19 protein-coding genes are annotated in these 20,931 nt (G+C 55.0%); 7 read left to right on the top strand and 12 right to left on the bottom strand.

From position 1 onward, the window contains the following. Positions 1-15 precede the first annotated feature (15 nt). Both B6A39_RS16765 and B6A39_RS16760 read left to right on the top strand, forming a co-directional pair. Positions 16-993, top strand: a complete 978-nt coding sequence (locus B6A39_RS16765; protein WP_083007444.1) for a hypothetical protein — start codon at positions 16-18, stop codon at positions 991-993. Positions 994-1,132: 139 nt separating this feature from the next. After that, positions 1,133-1,639: a hypothetical protein gene (locus B6A39_RS16760; RefSeq protein ID WP_083007443.1), complete on the top strand. Its 507-nt coding sequence runs from the start codon at positions 1,133-1,135 to the stop codon at positions 1,637-1,639. A gap of 80 nt (positions 1,640-1,719) precedes the next feature. On the opposite strand, the gene B6A39_RS16755 is transcribed toward B6A39_RS16760, so the two are convergent. The 3 genes from B6A39_RS16755 to speB all read right to left on the bottom strand — a co-directional run bounded on the left by B6A39_RS16755 (position 1,720) and on the right by speB (position 4,548). After that, the gene (locus B6A39_RS16755) at positions 1,720-2,061 is read right to left on the bottom strand and encodes a hypothetical protein (RefSeq protein WP_083007441.1); all 342 of its coding nucleotides are present in this window, start codon (positions 2,059-2,061) and stop codon (positions 1,720-1,722) included. Positions 2,062-2,072: 11 nt separating this feature from the next. Beyond that, positions 2,073-3,455, bottom strand: a complete 1,383-nt coding sequence (locus tag B6A39_RS16750) for an NAD(P)/FAD-dependent oxidoreductase (protein ID WP_083007440.1) — start codon at positions 3,453-3,455, stop codon at positions 2,073-2,075. 196 nt (positions 3,456-3,651) lie between these two features. Further along, the gene (gene speB / locus B6A39_RS16745; RefSeq protein WP_083007438.1) at positions 3,652-4,548 is read right to left on the bottom strand and encodes an agmatinase; all 897 of its coding nucleotides are present in this window, start codon (positions 4,546-4,548) and stop codon (positions 3,652-3,654) included. Positions 4,549-4,706: 158 nt separating this feature from the next. Here speB and B6A39_RS16740 point away from each other — a divergent pair, with 158 nt between their 5' ends. Both B6A39_RS16740 and B6A39_RS16735 read left to right on the top strand, forming a co-directional pair. Beyond that, positions 4,707-5,645 (top strand): LysR family transcriptional regulator, encoded by a 939-nt coding sequence (locus B6A39_RS16740; RefSeq protein ID WP_083007437.1) that lies wholly within the window; start codon positions 4,707-4,709, stop codon positions 5,643-5,645. Between the two features lie 179 nt (positions 5,646-5,824). Continuing rightward, positions 5,825-6,496, top strand: coding sequence for a response regulator (locus tag B6A39_RS16735; protein WP_083007435.1), 672 nt, complete (start codon positions 5,825-5,827; stop codon positions 6,494-6,496). Between the two features lie 23 nt (positions 6,497-6,519). Here the strand turns inward: B6A39_RS16735 and B6A39_RS16730 are convergent, their stop codons facing one another. The 7 genes from B6A39_RS16730 to pedF are packed head-to-tail and all read right to left on the bottom strand — an operon-like array spanning position 6,520 to position 15,767. Continuing rightward, a complete protein-coding gene (locus B6A39_RS16730; protein WP_232318727.1) occupies positions 6,520-8,676 on the bottom strand; it encodes an insulinase family protein in 2,157 nt (718 codons plus the stop codon). Positions 8,677-8,725: 49 nt separating this feature from the next. Next, entirely contained in the window at positions 8,726-10,423 is a 1,698-nt protein-coding gene (locus tag B6A39_RS16725) for a PAS domain-containing hybrid sensor histidine kinase/response regulator (protein ID WP_083007432.1), read from the bottom strand. Continuing rightward, a complete protein-coding gene (gene ercA / locus B6A39_RS16720) occupies positions 10,420-11,583 on the bottom strand; it encodes an alcohol dehydrogenase-like regulatory protein ErcA (RefSeq protein WP_083007945.1) in 1,164 nt (387 codons plus the stop codon). The genes B6A39_RS16725 and ercA overlap by 4 nt, the downstream gene beginning before the upstream one ends. A gap of 59 nt (positions 11,584-11,642) precedes the next feature. Continuing rightward, positions 11,643-13,463, bottom strand: coding sequence for an alpha/beta hydrolase family protein (locus B6A39_RS16715; protein ID WP_083007431.1), 1,821 nt, complete (start codon positions 13,461-13,463; stop codon positions 11,643-11,645). A gap of 11 nt (positions 13,464-13,474) precedes the next feature. Then, positions 13,475-14,419: a quinoprotein relay system zinc metallohydrolase 1 gene (locus B6A39_RS16710; protein ID WP_083007429.1), complete on the bottom strand. Its 945-nt coding sequence runs from the start codon at positions 14,417-14,419 to the stop codon at positions 13,475-13,477. Continuing rightward, a complete protein-coding gene (locus tag B6A39_RS16705) occupies positions 14,416-15,255 on the bottom strand; it encodes a quinoprotein dehydrogenase-associated SoxYZ-like carrier (protein ID WP_009723000.1) in 840 nt (279 codons plus the stop codon). Before B6A39_RS16705 ends, B6A39_RS16710 begins: the two co-directional genes overlap by 4 nt. 20 nt (positions 15,256-15,275) lie before the next feature. After that, positions 15,276-15,767, bottom strand: coding sequence for a cytochrome c-550 PedF (gene pedF, locus B6A39_RS16700; RefSeq protein WP_009722999.1), 492 nt, complete (start codon positions 15,765-15,767; stop codon positions 15,276-15,278). Between the two features lie 378 nt (positions 15,768-16,145). Here pedF and B6A39_RS16695 point away from each other — a divergent pair, with 378 nt between their 5' ends. The 3 genes from B6A39_RS16695 to B6A39_RS16685 all read left to right on the top strand — a co-directional run bounded on the left by B6A39_RS16695 (position 16,146) and on the right by B6A39_RS16685 (position 19,293). Continuing rightward, a complete protein-coding gene (locus B6A39_RS16695) occupies positions 16,146-17,930 on the top strand; it encodes a methanol/ethanol family PQQ-dependent dehydrogenase (protein ID WP_232318779.1) in 1,785 nt (594 codons plus the stop codon). A gap of 72 nt (positions 17,931-18,002) precedes the next feature. Next, on the top strand, positions 18,003-18,689 hold the full coding sequence (locus B6A39_RS16690; RefSeq protein WP_009722996.1) for a pentapeptide repeat-containing protein: 687 nt from the start codon (positions 18,003-18,005) through the stop codon (positions 18,687-18,689). 7 nt (positions 18,690-18,696) lie between these two features. After that, a complete protein-coding gene (locus B6A39_RS16685) occupies positions 18,697-19,293 on the top strand; it encodes a rhodanese-like domain-containing protein (RefSeq protein WP_083007427.1) in 597 nt (198 codons plus the stop codon). A 43-nt stretch (positions 19,294-19,336) separates the two neighbouring features. Here B6A39_RS16685 and pqqE read toward each other — a convergent pair whose 3' ends face one another. After that, positions 19,337-20,614, bottom strand: a complete 1,278-nt coding sequence (gene pqqE / locus B6A39_RS16680) for a pyrroloquinoline quinone biosynthesis protein PqqE (protein ID WP_442906260.1) — start codon at positions 20,612-20,614, stop codon at positions 19,337-19,339. Beyond that, entirely contained in the window at positions 20,607-20,909 is a 303-nt protein-coding gene (gene pqqD, locus B6A39_RS16675) for a pyrroloquinoline quinone biosynthesis peptide chaperone PqqD (protein ID WP_083007426.1), read from the bottom strand. The genes pqqE and pqqD overlap by 8 nt, the downstream gene beginning before the upstream one ends. Between the last annotated feature and the right edge of the window lie 22 nt (positions 20,910-20,931).

Here is a 20,931-nt window from a genome sequence, read left to right as displayed (position 1 = left end):
AGTGAGGAGAGCTGAATGTTGAGTCTGCGTCCTTTGGCTTTTTGTGTTGCATTTGGTGCCTGCGGTGTTGTTTTTGGCGGTGAAATGGCTGCAGATCAACGACTGGAAGAAGCCGCTTCGCTGGAGGATGTCGCGGCGGTTTTTATTCCAGAAGACACATGGCAGCGCCAGAAGGCGACGGCGCTAGAGGAGCAGCTGCGTGAGGCGCTAACCGATAATGGCGGCAGCGACAGTGTGTTCTTGGCAGACGCTGATATGGGCCCATTGGGCAAGGCGCTGCTGGCGGTGCTCAACGAAGAGCCTGCGATTCCGCACGTTCGCTACCGGCTACGCTATGCACAGGCTAATGTGGCCTCCGAGTTGAGTTCGCCACTGATAGTTGAACTGGTCGAGATTTCGCGTTTTAACCTTGGGCCGTCGCGCCGCGCCGAGCTTATCGAGATATATGGCGAGAAGCAGGTGGCCCCTGCTGCAGAATTTGGTCAGGCGCCGGACGTTGCTTGGCGGTTAGTTACTCGACCTATTATGGGGCAGGTTGCAGGTCTCGTTCATGTGGCCAGGCGCGAGCTGTCACAAAAGCACGCTGCTGACTGCCTCGAGTTTTCTTGTCGTGACGTCAACTCGCTCAACGAGGCCGTACGTGATTGGCCAGAATTCGAGCCGATCGAGCCTCTGTTTGACCAGGGGCCGCTGGAGCTATCGGTGCTACAGGTAGGCCTAGAGAAGCTGGGCCTACACGATGAGCCGGGCCACACTGGTTGGCGTATCCCAGAGTGGCCGGAAAGTGTTGCAGCAGGGGAGCCCTTTATTGACGTTTATATAGAAAGGGGGCTGGGGCAGGACGACGCGTTAGACCTCGTCATTCACCATGACCAGTTGATGGATGATCATACTCGTGCGCTCTGGGAGCGGCTGATTGTCCTCGGCCCAGGCGATAGCGCGCTAATGTTTTCTACCAGTGATCAACAGCCCTGGCCGAGACAAGATCAGTAAGCTGCTGAACTTTTTTTAATAAAAAAAGCTATACGGTAGCTGCGCACTAAAGCGAACTCACCCCGTTTCAGCAGCGTAATAAGCAACGAGAAAATCAGTGACGACGGATTAGACAGGTGATGAAACAGGAGAAAAATAAATGATAAATCCACAACGATGCTTTAGCGGTGCACTGTTACTGGGTGGGCTTATGTGGGGGGCAGGGCACGCCGTTGCCGACGAGATCAGCGGCACGCTAGATGGAGAGCCTAAGGAGTGGCATGTTGTTACTCACTCGGAAGGTTCAACGGCTAATTTTTCTGAGCTGATGCCGGGTATGATGAATGTCACTGTCCAAGGGCATAGAGAACCGAGATTTGAAACCCAGGGCACGCTTAGCATTAGCTTTATAGTCATGAACGGCAACGCGGGTGATGCCTCGGTGAGCTACTTTCCAGAAAGCGGAATGATGCCCCATTACGGCACAGAACAAGATGTGCCCATTGATATAGAGCTGCTGGATGTCGATGGCGACACTGGCCGAGTAGAAGGGCGTGTTGCAACGTCGCTTGCCTATTTGGCGTCTATGTCAGAGGACTATGATCACAGCAATACGATGGACCTTGACGTGTCTTTTGATGTGACATTGGTGCGAGAAGAGTATTAACCTGCACTCACATTATGAATGGTGTCACTGGCGACGTCGTCTAAGCCCACGTTAGCGTGGGCTTAGTGGCGTATGGATTCTCAATGGATACGTCGATCACTGATTAAATAGCTTAAAGGGTGAAGCACAATTAGCGCCACGATAAAGGCTGCGATTGCAGCGCCTGTCAACGCCACCCAGTCAAAAACTGTCGCTACGTAATCCAGCTTAGAGTGAGTTAACCAGGGTATCCAAACGTAAGCTGTTAGCCCGACTAACCCGGCTAATAATAGAGCAATCACACTATGGTGACGGGTGATTTGGTAACCACGTAGATAGGCAGAAAAATGGAGCGCAACGATAATAACGAGGCCCGCAATGATGAACCAAATATAAGGAGCTAGAACGAACATTAAAATAGTAACGATGCCGGTAATAGTCATGGCGATGCTCCCTAGGCTTGTCCTGCAAGTACGGCGTAGTAGGCGGGCTGTAGCATGCGATCTTTCATTACCCATGTAACCCAAGATTCATCGGTAGGATCAATAAACGAGAAAGATGGCATAAAGGCGAAGTTGTCTTCATAGCCAAACTCCACCAGCATGGCCTTGCCAATGCCAGTAATCATTGGGCACGAAGTGTAACCAGTATGGCGGGCGGGGAGAGGGTTTCCTTGCATGACAGCAAGCAGGTTGGCTTCTACAACGGGTGCCTGGGCCTTAACGCTGGCAGCCGTTTTATTAATCGGAGCGCCGATTACATCGCCAATACCAAACACGTCGGGATAGCGGTTGTGCTGCATGGTGTAAATATCCACATCTAACCACTCGCCTCTGAAAGGGCCATCCTGAGCAATAAGTGCGCTCTGTTTGATGAAGTCGTGGGCACTCATTGGTGGCACTACGTGAATAAAGTCGTAGTCCGCAATCACCGTTGGCTGATTTTCGCGCCTAAATTCGGCTTCGCGAAGCTGGTGATGCGAGGTAAATTCGCTCTCAGGGCCAATAAAGGTAAATTCAGCTTGCTTAGCCTGAGGGTCAATGGCAGAAAGGCGATAGTGATGACGACGGGTGACACCTTGTTCATCAAAACGCTGTTTAACAAATTCGTTGACCCAGGGCTGGGAAAAGAGGCTGGTGCCAGGCGCCATATATTCCACATCGAAGGCGTCTCGTCGCCCAGATGCTTCTAGACGACTTAATGTAGTAAACGTCATTTTCATCGGAGCGCCAGCGCACTTTACTGGTGTTGGGGCGGCCGTGAATATCCCTTTTCCCTGGCCGTGATCCAGCCATGTTTGAATGGCTTGGTTAGTTCGTATTGCGCCATCGAGGCTAGCGTACACACTGCCAATCCCGTGCTGCCCTACCAATGTGGGTGACATACCTTCGATCAGGTGATAGTTGAGTTGAATGCCTGTGGCCACTACTAGGTAGTCGTAGTTTAGTGTTGCACCATTGGCAAGGCTGATTCGCTTATTATCGGCATCAATACTTGCTGCGTATTCGCGCACCCACTTCACTCCCCTTGGCACAAACTGAGCGTTAGGACGCATGGTTTTATCGGGCTGCCAAACGCCTGATGCCACTAATGTCCAGCCTGGCTGGTAATGATGCGTTTCTCGTGGTTCCACTAATGTGATCGTTCCTCCTTCGAGCCGTGTGGCTAGTCGATTAGCCATTGCCATGCCCGCCGCGCCGCCGCCAAGAATGACGATGTGAGCCTGGGTTTGTAGTGTATTAGCAGAGACTGCGCTAAGAGGAATAAGGCTGCTGACCCCTAATCCAGTGCCTAATTTCAGCAGCTCTCGGCGGTTTAGCAATAATGGCTTATGCATGGCTAACTCCTGAAGAGAAGTCTAATATATATTTTTTAGTTATATTGTTATTCTATATATTATGTGCTGCGCAGAAGATCGCCATTATCACTTTGGCCATTAACACTTCGTCTCAAGGCGTAACCAAAATGTTACGCCTTGCTGGGGTAGTTAAGTTTTGCTCAGTAATGGGCGGGTACTGACAAGAGCTAAAAGGCTATTTAGATGCAGCCAGCGTGTATAAAAACTCTAGCCCCAACGTGGCTGCGGCGAGTGACGTGATATCGCCATGGTCGTAAGCGGGGTTGACCTCAACAACATCCATACCTATCAGCTCCATGCCCACCATGCCGCGGATCACTTTTAGCATCAGGTCGGTAGACATGCCGCCACATACCGGTGTCCCAGTCCCTGGCGCGTAGGCAGGATCTAAGCCATCAATGTCCAGGCTGATATAAGCTGGATGATAGCCAACACGAGCACGGATGCGTTCCAGTACAGCGGCAGGGCCGTGATCATTTACCCAGTCGGCATCTAGCACTTCATAAGGGTGGTTATGGCGGTCATAGCTGGTGCGAATACCAATTTGTAGCGAGTGCTCCGGCACTACCAATCCTTCTTTTAAGGCATGGTGGAAAATAGTGCCATGGTCAAAACGCGTGCCTTGCTCGTAGGTGTCGGTATGGGCATCAAAATGGATCAGTGCCAGTGGGCCATGCACCCGAGCATGAGCGCGTAGCAGGGGCAGGCTGATATAGTGGTCACCACCCAGTGTCAGCATTTTTTTATTGGCTTTTAGCCAACGCAATGCGTGGGTCTCAAGGTTATCGACCAAGCTTTCCGGCTCACCGTAGGCGTAGTCCAGGTTGCCTGCGTCACATACCCGCAGTCGCTCTTCCAGGGCGAAGTCCCAAGGCCAGCGTTTGCCTTCCCAGATCAGGTTAGCAGTGCTTTGACGGATGGCGTTTGGCCCCATGCGGGTGCCTGATCGTCCTGAACACGCTAGATCAAAGGGCACACCGCTCACCACTACCTCAGCATCGGTCGTATTAGGATCGGTGGCCTTCGGCACGCCCATAAAGGTAGAAATAACATCACCAAACAGGCTTGGCATGATCTGTGATGGGGTCACCTAGCGTGTACTCCTATGGGGCGCAGTAGAAATAAATCAGAAGGATTGGGCTCAAAGAAGCGCGACGATAAGGAATTTTTAGCGATGAATGAAATGAATGTTTAGAATGAAACCATTCGTTGCATAAATAGTGGGGCGCTATGCGTTCGCTTCGTCATTTTGATTTGAATCTTCTGCTGGTATTTGAAGTGCTAATGCGTGAGCGTCACGTGACAAGAGCAGCGGAAAAGCTGCATTTAAGCCAGCCAGCCCTTAGCCATGCGTTAAAACGGCTGCGGGATGCGTTGGACGATCCATTATTAATACGTACCAACAATGGTCTCCAGCCAACACCCCGTGCGCTGGCACTGTTGCCAGTCGTGCAGCAGGCGCTGGCCATGTTGCAAGAAGGTCTTGCCCCTCCGGCTAGCTTTTTCCCATCCACTAGCGCGCGGCATTTTACCTTGGCCACCACGGATTATTTTGAAGAGGTCATGTACCCGGCCTTTCTTAGCCAATTGATGACGTACGCGCCGGATATCAGCTTTTCCATTGAGCTGATCACCCCCAACGTACTGAGTGAAGGGCTGGAACAGCGACAAGTAGATATGGTGGTCGGGCTGGATAGCCAAAGCGCGCTGCCCAGTGGTGTCATACAGCATCTTTGGATGGATGAAGAGTTGGTTTGTTTGGCAGCGACTGACAATATCGAGGTAGGTGATGCACTGGATCTTAGGCAGTTTGCCCGTGAGCCGCATGTAGCACTGTCTGATATCAGCGGTTTAAGACCCAGTAATATCGATAATTGTTTAGTACAGCACGGCTTAAGCCGCCGGGTGATTTCAAAGAACTTAAATTATATTGCGGCAGCGCGGGTCGTTGCGCTCACTGATGCGATCATGACGTTGCCACGCCAAATGGCCGAACGATTTATCACGATGCTGCCGGTGCGCATCGTCGTGCCACCTAAAGAATTGCCTGCACTTAATATGACGCTGATTCAGCATGGGCTGTATGCCAACGATCCCGCCCTCATTTGGTTGACGCAATCGCTGATCGAATTCGCTAGCACCTTTAAGCAGAAAGCCGCTGAACAATAGCTAATTTGCTTAGTGGTGGGAAATTGCTTCAATAAAGGTGGGTGACTCCGTAGTGGTGACTCCGTAGTGGTGACGCCGTAGTGGTGACGCCGTAGTGGTGACTTAGTAGAGATGACTTAGTAGAGTGTTATAAAAGACACAGTAAGCGGGATTTGGCTAAACCACAGGCAACCATAATAATGACAGCGACATATAAACTCCTGATTGCCGACGATCATCCCCTGGTACGCGATGCCATGGCGCGAGTGATCCGTGAAGCTTACGAAGATGCTGAGGTTATCGAGGTAGAAGACTTTGATGCGGCCCTCGCCCATGCCCAGCAAGATCCTGATCTTGATTTGATATTGCTAGATTTAAATATGCCCGGCATGAACGGGTTAACAGGGCTTTTGCAGTTGCGTAACGAGCAGCCTACGATTCCGGTGGTGATTGTATCTGCGGAAGAGGATAAGCAGATTATTCTGCAGGCAGTCTCCTGTGGTGCGGCGGGGTTTATCACCAAATCACTGCCCCGTGATCAGATGCGCCACGCGATTGCCCAGGTGTTGGAAGGCAATATCTTTCTACCTGCCGATGCCATGCGCGCGCCGGACAGTATCCGCAAACGTCGCCATCAGGATCAGGGATTTACCGCGGAACAACTGCGCCTGCTGACCCGCAAGCAGCTACAAGTGTTGGAGCATATGACGCGCGGTGAATCTAACAAGATGATTGCCTATCACCTTAATATTGCAGAAACCACGGTGAAAGCCCACGTGTCAGCGATCTTGCGCAAGCTGGGGGTGACCAGCCGAGTACAGGCGATTTTATCCGCCAACGATATCGATTTCTCCCAGTTCCTCAATCGTTGACTTGCCGCAGCTGTCGGTTTGTCTCAGCGATTGACTTCATAATGGCCAGCGCTATCCAGCCAGTGGGTTTGCCAATGGCCCAAGGTGTTTATCTGAGTGAGTAAATTGGTAAGTGCCTGTGAATCGATGCGTTGTTGTCCAAGGCGATGCAGTGGCTGATGGGCACCTGTTAAGAGGCTTTGCCACTGGAGAACCAGCGCCGCGAGGGGCGTTTCAGGCGGTGTTAGTGTTGGCAGTTGCGCCTGCAGAACGCTATCCGACGTTTTCCAGAGGGCATCGGTGATCGATTGTAGCTTTTCCGCTAGCCATTTTTCCTCTATCGGCTTCCCCCCTGCCGAGCCCGTGTCCTTGCTGATTTCCCCTGCCTTACTAGTTTGCACGACATAGCCAAGTGAGCAAGGTGCGCCGTCGCCACTGCGAACCGCTGCCACATAGCCCAAGTGGTGGTCATAGCGTGCCTGCTGAAAAAAAGCCCCGCTGTGATGCTGCTCCGCAAGTGCCAATAGTAATCGCTGGCTGGGTGTGCCCGGTAGGCTCAGTGTCCGCATGATGGCGGTGCTGGTCGGTAGGTTGGTAGGGGGAGGCTGTTCAGCACGTATTGCGACGCGGCTTGCCAAGTTCGCTAGCGCGTTGCAAACGGCAGCGGCGCCTGTTCTATGGGAAACCCATACCACAGGCGCGGCAGGCAATGGTGTTAAGCGCTGTATCAACTGCTGAGCCAGCATCCCTTCTTGAGCCTTAGAGGCAGCTAATACGGCGTCTTCCAACAGTGCCACCATAGCGTGGTTGGCTTGACTACCCATCGCTATCACCCAACTGCCGTGGGGGGAGTTCTCCTGCTTGAAGACAATAGCCTGGCGAGCGAGCCGCTGAGCGGTGAGCGGGCTGGGTACAACCACTGCGCCGGGCACAAAGCAGGCCGCCCAGGCGGTAGTGGCAAGTACCGCGAAATCATCGCTAACACCGTACTGACCGCACCAATACTGCACGGCGGGGTAAGCCGGTGGTTGTCTATCAAAAGCGTGTGGTGAGGGCGGTGGAGGCGTATTACCCAGTAGGCAACGGGCATTACTAGCCGCAAACGTGCTTGTGACTGGCTGATGCTCAGAGGACGGCGTAGCAAAGCGACGAGTAAGCGCTTGGCGGCGGGCGTGTGCAAACCAAGCCGGGGCTAACTGCATCGTATCAGCGGGTGGCTGCCAACGGTTGTCATGATCGTTAGGTCCTGTTCCGGACAGGGTTGCGAAGAAGGCTGCTAAGCGCTCACTTAGGGCAGCCGCAAGGGCTTTCACCTGCTCCTGTGTCGCAGTGCCGCTTAGCGTCAAGCTAAAGGCGTCTGTCGCCCCGCTAGGGGCCAGCGTTGCGCGGTAGTCGGTAATCGAATCAGGCAACTGCTCCACTAGGAGACCTTGATTTAACCGATCAGCAGTGTCGCCAAGGGCGATAAACTGATGACGAGCAATGGCCGAGGGCAACGGCCACAGTAGCTCAACGGTATTGCCCGTACTGGCTAACTTCGCGCTGAGCTGGCGGCTCCAACGAGGCGCAATGGAAAGCGAAGGAGCGCAAGGTGTTGGTGGGCTAAACAGCGTTGCCATGCGTTTAATCAGGCGGTTCATCGCTTCCGCTGCCCACGGGCTGATAATGGCGATATTAACGCGGCCGCCATGGTAATAGGCGCGATGAAACGCGGTGAGCGCTTCAAACAATAGCCTCATGTCGCTACCTAGGGTTTGCGCGTTACCGTGACGGCAGCCTGCACCAATATGCTGTGAATCGCTGAGCGTGGCGATGGTCGACAATCGTTGCATCGCCGAACTGTGCTGGCGGGCCTGCCACTCGGCGTCAATAGCAGCGACTTCAGCGCCAATGACTGATGGCGAAAACGCAGGCGTGGCGAGCTGGCTGGCAACGGTGAGCGCCGCTACTTCTAGTTTGTTTGCTGGTATCGAGAAATGTACATCGGTGACGTAGTCATCGGTATGGGCGTTCAGACTACCTTGGTGTTGGGAAAACCAAGTAAGAAGGCTGATGTTAGAGGACGCTTCCAGCGGCGCAGTAGTGAGCACGTGCTCGAGTAAATGGGCCAGCCCTGGCAGGGCGCGCGGCTCATCCAAATAGCCCGCCACAATGGCGATGCTGACGTGAGCGCGGGTTAAGTGGGGCGCGTAGGCCAGCACTCCCTGCGCCCCGTTAGGCAGGGAGATACAGGTTTGTTGGAAACTCAGGCTAGCCATTAAGCAGGCTACGCAGCAGCGCACGTAGTTTGCCGGGGCGAACGGGTTTGTTTAACTGCGGCACGCCAGCATGGCGCAACCGTCTCTGCCAGTGGTCAGAGCGGTCGGCGCTGAGAATAGCGGCTGGCAGATGCGGGTCGTGCCAGTGCTGGCGAAGTTGGCGAATAGCTTCCAAGCCAGTCATATTGTCATCTAAGTGAAGGTCGACGAGCAGCATATCCGGTGCTTCCTGGCAGGCTTTAGCGGTATCGACATCCAGGGCAGTATCGCAACTGATTTTCCATTCAGTTAACAGCAGCGCCATGCCTTGCAAAATTGTTGGCTCATTATCCAGGATCAGCACGCGAAGACCTTCAAACTCATCGTCAGCGGAGGGCGGTGCGCTGGGAGAGGGGGCTTGGCTAAAGGAAATTCCGCTGGCACGGGGCACCGTAACAGCAAAGCAGGAGCCTTGGCCGGGTGCTGAGCGCACAGAGAGCGGATGCTCAAGGCGCTGGCTAATCCGTTCCACAATGGCAAGCCCCAGGCCGACGCCCTGGCGATCCCGCGCACGGGTAGCATTAAGTTGGTGAAATTCGCGAAAAATAAGCTGGTAGTCACTTTCGGGAATACCAATACCGCTATCGACAACCTGAACGGCCAGGCTGTCGTCGCCATGATGGCGGACACCCAGGCAGATACCGCCCCGATGGGTATAGCGGCAGGCGTTAGCAAGAAAGTTGCGCACAATGCGGCTGAGTAAATACGGGTCGCTGGTCACCGCTTGATGAGAAGACACGTAGCGCAGCGTTAGCCCTTTACGTTGCGCCACTGGGGAAAATTCATCAGCCAGATTGCCGAGGATGTCGTCGAGTTTAAAGTGCCGTAGTTGTGGTTGTACCTGGCCATGATCCAGCCGTGAAATATCCAACAGGTCGGAAAGAATCGCTTCAGCGCCTTCCAGTGAATTTTGCACACTTTCAATCAACGCCAGATTCTCGCTGTCGGTCAGTCGCTCCTGTAGCGAGGCCACCAATAAACGTGCAGCGTTCATGGGTTGCAGCAGGTCATGGCTAGCGGCGGCTAGGTAGCGGTCTTTGCTTTGGTTAGCAAACTCTGCGGCATCACGAGCACTTCTAAGCTCCTCGTTGAGCCGTTCAAGCGCTTGGGTACGGTCAGCTACCCGTGCTTCCAAGTGGGCGTTGAGGGTTTCTAAATGCTGTCGTGCGCGCTCACGCTCGGTAATATCCGCCACAAACCCTTCGATTAGGTCTTCGTCCCCGGCAAGTTCGGCGGGCTTACGTATTAGTGTAATTGCCACGGGAACCTGATGCCCGGATGCGCCTTGCAGCCAGGTGGTTTGACCTGTTACGTGACCTTGTGCGAGCAGCAGATCGCGCAGCTGTTGCCCTGTAGACGTGTTAACAAAGAGCGCGTCAAAACGCGCGCAGCGCTCGAGTGTATGCAACACGCTACTATCATCAAGCATAGCGGCAAGTGCTGGGTTAGCGGCGCGGAGTTTGCCGGAGAGTGATGCCTGAAAAATACCGTGTAGCGCGTTTTCGAACAGCCATTTGTAGCGGTTGCGCTCCACTTCAAGCTCTTCTAAACGTACGGAAAGCTCGCGATAGTAGCTTTTACGCGCCGACTGCTGGCCAAGCCCGAGCAGGTCGCTGACCGAAAAGCCCGAGGGATCGTTGGCTTTTTTCATAGCGCCTCTTCGTAAACCACCGCCACGTCTCTTGAGCTGGAACGGCGTGGGTTAGTCAGAATGCAGGGATCACCCAACGCATGGTTAGTGAGAAAAGGCACGTCGCTACGCGAGACGCCCATCACGCCAAGGGTTCCGCCCAGGCCAACGGCATGTTTTAAATCGACTAAGTACTGAAACAGCGCCTTTTTGATTTGCTGCTGTGATAACCCCCGACAGTCGATACCCACGGCGTCGGCAACCCGCTTAAAACGGTCAGGGGCAGCTTCATAGTTATAAGCCACCACGTGTTCTAGCAGCATGGCGTTGCATAGGCCGTGGGGTAAATCCAAGAAGCCACCCAAACTATGGGACATCGCGTGTACAGCGCCCAAAATGGCGTTTGAAAACGCCAGACCCGCTTGCATACTGCCCAGCATTACCTGGGCACGCAGCTCGCCGTCGGCTGGGTTCGCCACCAGTGCTTCAAGATGGCTACTGATTAAGCGCATGGCTTCTAAGGCATGGGCATCAGTAAGCGGGCCACTACCGGTTGAAACAAACGCTTCGATGGCATGTACCAGCGCGTCGACCCCCGTACATGCGGTCAGGTAGGGTGACATGGTCATAGTGACTTCTGGGTCGATCAGCGATACGTCAGGAACCACCGCCTTGCTGATAATCGAAAATTTCATGCGCCGCTGCTGGTCGGAAATAATCGCAAACTGAGAAATGTCTGCCGACGTTCCCGCTGTTGAGGGAATGAAAATTAGCGGCGGAATGGGCACGCGAATCGTATCCACACCTTCGAAATCAAGAATGTGTCCGCCGTGGGCGGTGATGATGCCAATCCCTTTGGCACAGTCCATGGGGCTGCCGCCGCCCACGGCCACGATCGCCTTGCAGCCGGTTTCTCGGTAGAGCTCGGCACCGGCCATAATCTCATCGACACGTGGATTAGGTGATACGGCGGTAAAGCGCACAACGGCAATGTTGGCTTCCAGTAGCTTGGCTTCAATATCGGCGACCCAACCCGCCAGAAGCACGCCAGGGTCGGAGACCAGGAGCACTTTTTCTGCCCCGAACGTAGTGACGTAGTTGCCTGCCGCGTGGCGTGCTCCGTCGCCAAAAATAATTTCAGGAGCGACAAACTTACGAAGTTGTGTGAGCGGCGAAGTCATGGGGCGGTCTCGTTTATAGTTGTTAACCATTATCTTAAGCACCTTAAGGGATTGTTGCGCTACGACCTTGGTGCTGTCGTTATGTGGCTAGAGTGATAAAAGGCTAGCTCTCGGTCCAGCATGGTGTGGCGAGCTTTGGGGTGTTGAATACCGTGGTATTCGTTATCAAACAGCAGTGTTTGTGCCTCACCACCGTGGAGTTCGATATGCCGCGCCATGGCATGAGTTTGCTCTGGCACCACGACGGCGTCTTTGCCACCCTGGATAAACAGTGCCCTTAATGGGCGCTGGCAACGGGTGACGTGGTAGGTGGGGCTGCGTTGGGCGAGCTGGGTTTCGTCTCCGATTAGCCAGCCCAGGTAACCGGATTCAAAGCGGTGTGTTTTTGCCGACAGCGTCAACGCATCGGTTACCCCGTACAGGCTGGTGGCCGCTGCAAATAGCGGCGTGGCCGCCAAGGCATTGAGGGCGGTAAACCCGCCAGCGCTTTGGCCACGAATAAAGCAGCGCGCTGTATCGATCGCAAAGTGTGTGCAGGCGGCGTTAACCAGTGCGATGACATCCTCAGTATCGCTTATCCCCCACTGGCTGGCTAAACATTCTCGATAGCGGCGGCCAAAATTGCCACTGCCCCGTGGGTTGATATCTAAAACGTGAAAGCCCTGTTGCTGCCAGTAGGCTACTAGCGGGTCATAAATAGGGTAGGCGGCGGCGGTAGGACCACCATGAACGCGCACAATCAGCGGTGCAGCGCGGTTGGCTAAGGCTGAGTAGAAAAAACCGTGTACCGTTTCGCCTTTGTTGCCAACGGGGGTTTCCAGCCATTGTGCAGTGGCGGAATTTTCAGTCACTAGGTTTTGCGTTACGTTACCCACGACGTTACCCACTAAGCATCTGCGTGAGCCATTTTCGTTGAAACGAATAAGCTGTGCGCCGCAGGTAGCGCTTTGCACTATGGCGTAATCACCGTGATCTGCCAGCGTAGTGCTTGCCACGCGGCCAGGGTCTGTTAGCAGTGCTTCCACCTGCTCGCCGCAACGGCGATACAGATGAGCTGCCCCCTGGTGCAGTTGGCAGTAAACCTGCCGTTTATCTCGCCATACGTGCTGGCGCTCACCCAACTGCCACGGTGTGGTGATGTGATCTACCGGGGTGCTGCTCAGGCAAACGGGGGTGGCTAAGTTAACCTGCCAGGGTTGCCACCAGCCAGTGTGATCGCTCATGCAAATTAGCGCGTTGTGAGGGTCAAACTGTGGCTGGCTAATCGCCGCGCCGAAGTCCCAGCTTTCAAAGGATTGAAGCGTACCGTCGGCTGCGATGTTTGCGAGGTTCAACTGACTACGCTGCCAGGGCATATAAGGCAGTGACCAGCTCACCCAGGCTAAATAGTTGCCGTCATCGCTTAATACCGCTGCGCCGTAGAAGTCAGCGCCTTCAACCAGCACTTGCCTGTTCTTGTAAGTTCTGCTGGTGTCAGTAATGGCGACCAGCCGTTGACCTTGATGATCCTCTTCTACCGCAATCACCCGCTGGCGCTTAGGGTCGGCGCACAGCCCACCGTAGGCTGTTTGCGGGCGCTGTTGCCAGCAGTAGCTTGCACCGTGGCGGTCGAGCTGCATGATGGCTTGGTCATGCTGGCGCACCCATACGACGCCTCCTAGTAATGGCGTGTAGCTGCCACCGCCGTACTGGTTCACGCGGCTACCCACCGCCTCTTCTATTACACAGTGCGGCGGATCGTTGCTGTCGGCGCGCCACTGCCAAAGCTGCATGTCGCCCTTTTGCGGGCAGCGAGCCAGCCAGTAAACAGCTTGGGCGTCGCTGTGTAACTCGGCCAAGGTGTCAGTGGGCTCGGCGGCATCTGCCAGGGTAAGCAGCATAGGCGTGCTCCTTAGTGTGGGGCGCCCCACAGCAACCGTGCTTCGTAGTGTGGGTAAAGCTGCATTACGCTGCGGGTGAACTCATATTCGCTGAGTGCCATGGTGCTAAACATGCTGGGAATTTCAACGGCCAAGGCATGATTGGCACCTAGCCCTTCGCTAGCCACATCACTGAGACGTTGGTCCAGCCATTCCAGGTAATGCGTGGTTTGGCCAATGATCGTTTCGGGCGGCGCACTGGGGCCATGACCCGGTACTGCGATGCTGGCGTTGAGCGCGCGCAGTTCATTCAGTTCTTCCCGCCACTGTTGCAGGCTTGGGCTGTGAGCAGTGGCAGCAGCACGTTGGTAGAACCCCATGTCGCCCAAAAACAGCACGTCGGTGGCATGATCCATAATCACTAGGTCTCCACCGCTATGGCCGCTCATGGCGAAAAGCGTGAGCGGGTAGTTTCCAAGGGTTATCTCGCCGGCCTCGATCACGTTGGGTAGGGCAATAGGCAAGCGCTCCAAGCTGCGCCCGGTTAGTCGCTCTACGTTATCGATCAATGCGTCCTGGTCGCGGGCCATCAACGCACGAGTGCTGGCTAAGGTGAGGTGTTGTGCCTCGTCAAAGGCGGCATTACCAAAAAAGTGGTCGGGGTGGTGATGGGTATTCAAGACCCAGCGTACGGGGTGAGAGGTGTGCTGGGCAATTAGTGTTTTGAGGGCTTCGCCAAAGTGTGGACTGCTGCCGCTGTCGATAAGGATGACACCACTGGGCGTCGTTATAAACGCTTGGTTGCCAATATGGCCGCAGTTGTTGGTGGAGAGTTCTTCTCTTAAGCCTTCCACCATCCAGGTGTTTTCCGCGACCGACTGGGCGGTGAGCGGGCGTTCGCAGAACATCACCGCTTCGCTGGCCGCCAGCGGCGTGATCAGCAAGGTACTGAAGGCGGCTAGAAAACACGCCTTCATGGCTGCAGGCCGATAGAAAAGCGGTTGCCGTTGTTATCCCGCGCGCCAATCACATAACCGCCTGGAGAGGGGCGCATATGCAGCCCCAGGGTGGGGTTGGCGCTCACCGATGCGTCGATATCCAGGGCGGCCACTTGCTCGCCCTGCTGATCCAACAGTTCAAACGACTGCACATAAAAGGCTGGCTGGCTGGGGATTAAGCCGCTGTCCATGGGGTGAGAAAGGCGCACCCGCAGCCGCTGTTCGTCTTTATTGGCAAACAGCCGTCCCTGCAGCTCACCGAAGGTGTTTTCCCAGTCGGTGTCAGCACTGGCAATACCGGGTGTGGTGCAACCGCCGCCTTCCGCTTCAATATAGGTGCCGCCCACATGCCAAGTATCCCCCTGTTTCACCGCTACGCGCACCGCGGAGGCTTGTTCCAAGCGAATGTTTAACGATAGCTTGGCTAAGCCATGGCTCATCGGGGAGTAGCGGAACAGGCGGGGAATCGGGTTGAGATCCACCCAAGCAATCATGTCGGTGATTGGCTCGCCGCTGGTTTCTAAGGCGCTGGCGTCTAGCTCAATGGGTACTTGTCCTGAGTCTTCGGCGAATCCTGGCGCGCTAACGATGACGCGCTCATCAAACACCACGGGGGCGTCGCCCAGAAAGCGTTCGCGGTACACAGGCCACATAAAGGAGTTAAGCGGATCCTGCTCAGCCGTGCTCGCTGTGGCCAACGCGGTGGTCGGCAGCGCGAGCAGTAGCCAGAAAAGCACGACGAGTGCGGGGGTAAAGGATGCGGCGATCGCCGCGGCGAGCCGTTGTAACGTGATGAAAGGGGTTAGGGTTGCCATGGTGCCTCCCAGCGTTGGAATTATTGTCCAGTCGTTTCCATACTGACCGTTTCCAACCACGTGCGAATGGCCCACAGCCCTTCTTGGCTAACGTAATCGGACATGCGCGGCATTAGTACACGGCCGTTGCGCTCGGCGCCATTGGTGACCAGCTCTTTGAACCACTCATCGCCCCATGCGCCGTTCTCCAACTCGCGCAGGTCCGGGGCGATGCCGCCGGATTTCGCTTCTAGTCCGTGGCAAGCGGCACAGTTGCTGTTGTAAGCGCGAGCACCAATATCAATGGCGAGTTCTTGCTGGGGATGATCCCGGTAGGGGTTCTCTTCCCGCCATTCGTCGCCTAAGCGTTCGAGGTCTTTAATGTCAACGGCTTGAGGGGTCACGCTGCCGTGAGACCAGGCCAGCGGCGAAGCCAGCAAAGCGGCAAGGGCGATAGCACCCACTTGGCTGCTGAGGCGTAAGGGCAGTTTTGCTGAGCTTGTTTTTGTCAGTACGGTTTTTGTAATGGTCATGGGAAATGCTCCTCAGGGGATCAATGTATCGTCACTTGAGTGAGCTTAGGCAGGCAGGCCTTTGGAACCTATAGCACCTTAGGCATCGCTAGGCTCCTCCTTTGGAAGTAGTGCTAAATCAGGATGAGAACGCGACTGGAGGGGTAGATTGGTTTGTTATCCGAGCTTCTAAGCTGGACTTAGTCTTGCTGGCACCACGCAAGCAGCAGCTTGGCCGCTTTGCAGCCATTGCATTGTGATCATTACTCGGATGGAAAACCCATGACATACGCTATCAATAACAACACGTCAGCCCGCAAAATTTCGTGGCCCTTTCGCCTGCGTACACTCACCGCCGCCGTTGCTTACGCCTCTGCCCTAGGCGTTGGGGGTGTTGCGATGACAGCCCACGCCAGCGAGGTGACCTGGGACGATATTCTCAATGACCATAACAACACTGAAACGGTGTTGATGTACGGCATGGGCGTGAAAGCACAGCGCTATAGCCCGCTTAATCAAATTAACGCAGATAACGTCGAAATGCTGACCCCTGCGTGGTCCCACTCGTTTGGCGATGAAATGCAGCGTGGCCAAGAATCTCAGGCGCTGATCCATGAAGGCGTCATTTATGTTACCGGCTCCTACTCACGTATTTTTGCTATTGATGCGCGCACTGGCCAGCGGCTGTGGTCTTACAACCATCGCCTGCCCAGCGATATCCGCCCCTGCTGTGACGTGGTGAACCGCGGTGCGGCCATCTATGGTGATAAAGTATTCTTCGGTACGTTGGATGCTGGCATCGTGGCGCTGAATAAAGATACCGGTGACGTGGTGTGGCGCGAACGCTTTGGTGACCACCGCGCGGGCTACACCATGACCGGTGCGCCAACGATTGTAGAAGATAGCGAAACAGGTCGCGTGTTGCTGATTCATGGCTCTTCGGGGGATGAGTTCGGCATTGTGGGTAAGCTGTATGCCCGCGATCCGGAAACCGGCGAAGAGATTTGGATGCGGCCCTTTGTTGAAGGCCACATGGGACGTTTGAACGGTGAAGAGAGCACTCCGACAGGTGATGCCAACGCGCCTTCCTGGCCCGATGACCCCGATAGCGAAACCGGCAAAGTACAAGCCTGGAGCCAAGGTGGTGGCGCGCCATGGCAGAGCGCCAGTTTCGACCCTGACACCAATACCATCATCATTGGCGCGGGTAACCCGGCCCCCTGGAACGGTTGGGCACGCACTTCAGAAGACGGCGATCCGTCGGACTACGACAGCCTCTATACTTCGGGTCAGTTGGGTATCGACCCTTCGACCGGTGAAGTGAAGTGGTTCTATCAGCACACGCCCAACGACACCTGGGACTTCTCGGGCAATAACGAGATCGTATTGTTTGAGTACGAAGATGAGAATGGCCAAACGGTGAATGCAGGTGCCCACGCTGACCGTAATGGCTTCTTCTATGTCACTGATCGGACCAACGGCGAGCTCATCAACGCCTTCCCCTTTGTCGATAACATCACTTGGGCCACCCACATTGATCTAGAAACCGGTCGCCCGGTTGAGGCTGAAGGCCAGCGTCCTCCGCGCTTGGAAGAAGGGCAAACCCGCTCCGAATCGGTTGAGGTTTCACCACCGTTCCTAGGCGGTAAAAACTGGAACCCCATGGCTTACAGTGAAGATACGGGACTGTTCTACGTGCCGGGTAACCACTGGAAAGAAGATTACTGGACCGAGGAAGTCGAGTACGTGGAAGGCGCGGCCTACCTAGGTATGGGCTTCCGCATTAAGCGTATGTACGACGACCACGTCGGTATTCTACGCGCTGTTGATCCAGTCACTGGTGAGTACGCTTGGGAGCATAAAGAACCCATGCCGCTATGGGCAGGCGTGTTAGCGACCCACGGTGATCTGGTATTTACCGGTACGGGTGATGGCTACTTCAAAGCCTTCCACGCTGAAACCGGTGAAGAGCTTTGGAAGTTCCAGGTAGGCACCGGCATCATTTCACCACCGGTAACTTGGGAAATGGATGGTGAACAGTACATTGGTGTTACTGCCGGTTATGGCGGCGCGGTTCCTCTCTGGGGCGGTGATATGGCTGAACTGACGCGGCCGATTGCTCAGGGCGGCTCGTTCTGGGTCTTCAAGCTGCCATCTTTCGTTCAAGATCTGGCTAACCGTTAAGTTATTGACCCCTCTTGGGCGGCCTTTGCCGCCCTTTTTTGAATAACATTAACGGTAATGGAGAGAACAATAATGATAACGCGTAATGCTCTACCTGTATTAAGCCGCCAAACGACGGCGATTTTTCTCTGCCTTAGCGCGATAGGCAGCGTCGTTGCCGACGATTATGTTGAAGAGTATCAACCGCCTGTGCATAACGGCTGTGAGCTGGTGCCAGGTACTCAATGCGCCAATATGGATTTATCCGGTGGCGACTTTTCCAATCTTGACTTACAAGGCGCTAACTTTGCGGGCAGCAATCTAGAGGGCGCTGATTTCCGCCACAGCAACCTACGCAGCGTGGATTTTGAAGGCGCATCGTTGCGACATGCCAACCTCAATCGCGCGCGTATGCCTAGCACTCATTTACGTGGTGCCGATCTTTCCCATGCCAGTTTGATTGGGTTGGATAGCTGGAGTATCTATGCCCAGGGCGCGACGTTTGACCATGCTGATTTGACTGGCGCTAACCTGGAGTTTGCCCGGCTTTCTGGCGCCAGCATGCAGGGAACGACGCTGATGGGCAGTAATCTGGAAATGGCCTGGATGAATAAGGTCAACCTGATCGGAGCGGACCTGCGCGATGCTAATCTGCAAGAAGCCAAAATGAACATCGCGCGCCTCAATGATGCGGATATGACGGGTGCTCGCATCCACTATGGAAACTTCCAAATGGCCCAAATGGAGGGCTGTACTGCCTGCCCGTTTGATTGGGAGTAATGTCACCATGTTGACACAACCTTCGGCGCACATTGTGCGCCGCTATATCCTCTGTTTGGCGTGGGCATCTGGTGTAGTCAGCGGAGCGGCAATCGCTGAAGCGCCCTCAGCGGCATTTAATCAAGAAGGCTACCGCTTGCCGCCTTTTAAAGCGCCGGTTACTGCACCGCTACCAGGGGTGACCACGTTAGATGACCATGCTTTTCAAGCGCTGCTGGCGTCACCGCCAGTGATTCTGGTGGATGTCTACGCGCTGCCCTGGCATAACGGCCTTTTTCTGCAAGAGAGTGCCCATTTAACGATCCCAGGCAGCATGTGGCTGCCCAACGTAGGCGCGGCTAGTTTGGAAGAGGAGTGGGTTGATTATTTCACGACAGCACTGAATGCGCAGCGTGAGCGCGCTGAAGCCGCGCCGCTAGTATTCTTCTGCCGGGCTGACTGCTGGCTTTCCTGGAACGCTGCCCGGCGCGCCGAGGCAATGGGTTATGACGAGCTCTATTGGTACCCAAATGGGGTGGATGGCTGGCAAGCGAGCGGACATTCGTTAGCAGCCGTTTGCCCGCAGCTGCCCGCTCATGCTGAGCGAGCCACCTGCGAGCCTTAATTGGTTTGTAACTATTAACCAGGTTTGTTACGGATAAATAGATTTACTGCCGATAAATCAGCTCGAGTGGTTGCCGGGGCGAAGGCGCTGCCAAGCCGCTCTGGCTCAAGCCACTCTGACTTTCAGCCTGACCCTGCAACTGCTTTGTTTGCAACTGCTTTGACTGGCGAGCATTGCGGGGAATCAGGGTCGCTTGATCAGAAGTGATTGTGGCATTTTCTGTAATCAGGCTCTCTAACAACCCATGCTGGGGAGAGTGCTGGCATACAGGGTCTGTGGCGTTCATATCGCCGGTTAATAAATAGGCTTGGCAGCGGCAGCCGCCATGGTCTTTATCGCGATCGTCGCACTGCTGGCAAAGCGTAGGCATCCACTGGGTGCCGCGAAAACGGTTGAAAGCATCGCTTTGGTACCAAATGTCTTGCAGCGACGTCTCTTTGACGTTCGGAAACGCCATTGGAAGCTCCCTGGCGCTGTGGCAGGGCAACACGGCGCCATCTGGGGCAACGGTCATAAAGATACTGCCCCAACCACCCATGCACGCTTTAGGCGCTTGCTCAAAGTAGTCTGGCACCACAAATAGTAATGACATATCGCGGCCACGTGCTGCGAGTGTTTCACGCCAGCGATTGGTTTCTGCTTCGGCACGTACCAGCTGTTCACGGGTAGGCATTAACGCCTGTCGGTTCAAAAACGCCCAGCCGTAATACTGGCAGTTGGCGAGTTCAACCGCATCCGCGCCTAGCTCATCGCAAAGGGCAATCAGGTCGCCAATTTGATCGATATTGTGCCGATGTAGCACCACGTTTAATACCATCGGGTAGCCAGCAGCTTTGACCGCTTTGGCCATTGCCAACTTGTTGGCATGGGCCTTAGCAGAGCCTGCCAGCGCCTGAGCCAGTTCGGGGTCGGCGGCTTGCAGGCTAATCTGGATATGATCCAGACCCGCCTCCGCCAAGGCGACTACCCGCTGGGCAGTAAGGCCCACGCCGGAGGTCAGCAGGTTAGTATAAAAGCCAAGCCGGCGTGCTTCGCTTACCAGCGCTTCCAGGTCTTGGCGAATCAGCGGCTCGCCACCGGAAAACCCTAGCTGTGCCGCCCCCATGGCCCTGGCTTGGCGTAGCACGCTAAACCACGCGTCGGTATCCAGCTCGTTTTGGTAACGGGTAAATGCCAACGGGTTAGAGCAGTAAGCGCACTGCAGCGGGCAGCGGTAGGTGAGTTCCGCCAGCAGCCATAAAGGCGGTGAGGCCGCTTCAGCGGCTTGACTATCCGAGTTTTGATTGATCTTGTTGTTATTAACCCTGTTTTTATTAGCCACGATTAATCTCCTTCACGGCTAGCCAGCCGTTGCCACGGGCTTCATCGATAAACTGCATGACATCGTCTGCTAAGGTGTCCGCGCCTGGGTAGCGCTGCTGTAGGGTGGCGATAATATCGGCGATGGAGTGGTGGCCATCAACCTGCTCAAGAATCGCACCGGCAGTCGTGCTGAGCTTGACCATGCCTTCGGGATAAAGAATAACGTGGCAGCCCTGAATGGCTTCCCACTGTAAGCGCCAACCGCGTCGCAGCTGGTAAATATCGTGATGTGATATGACGAGTTGCTGTGACATGGTGATTTCCCCAACGCTAGTC

Source organism: Halomonas sp. GT (assembly GCF_002082565.1).
In the GTDB taxonomy this organism is placed as follows: domain Bacteria; phylum Pseudomonadota; class Gammaproteobacteria; order Pseudomonadales; family Halomonadaceae; genus Vreelandella.
Note: the sequence above shows the minus strand (reverse complement) of the source record. Positions and strands in the feature narration are given on the sequence as shown.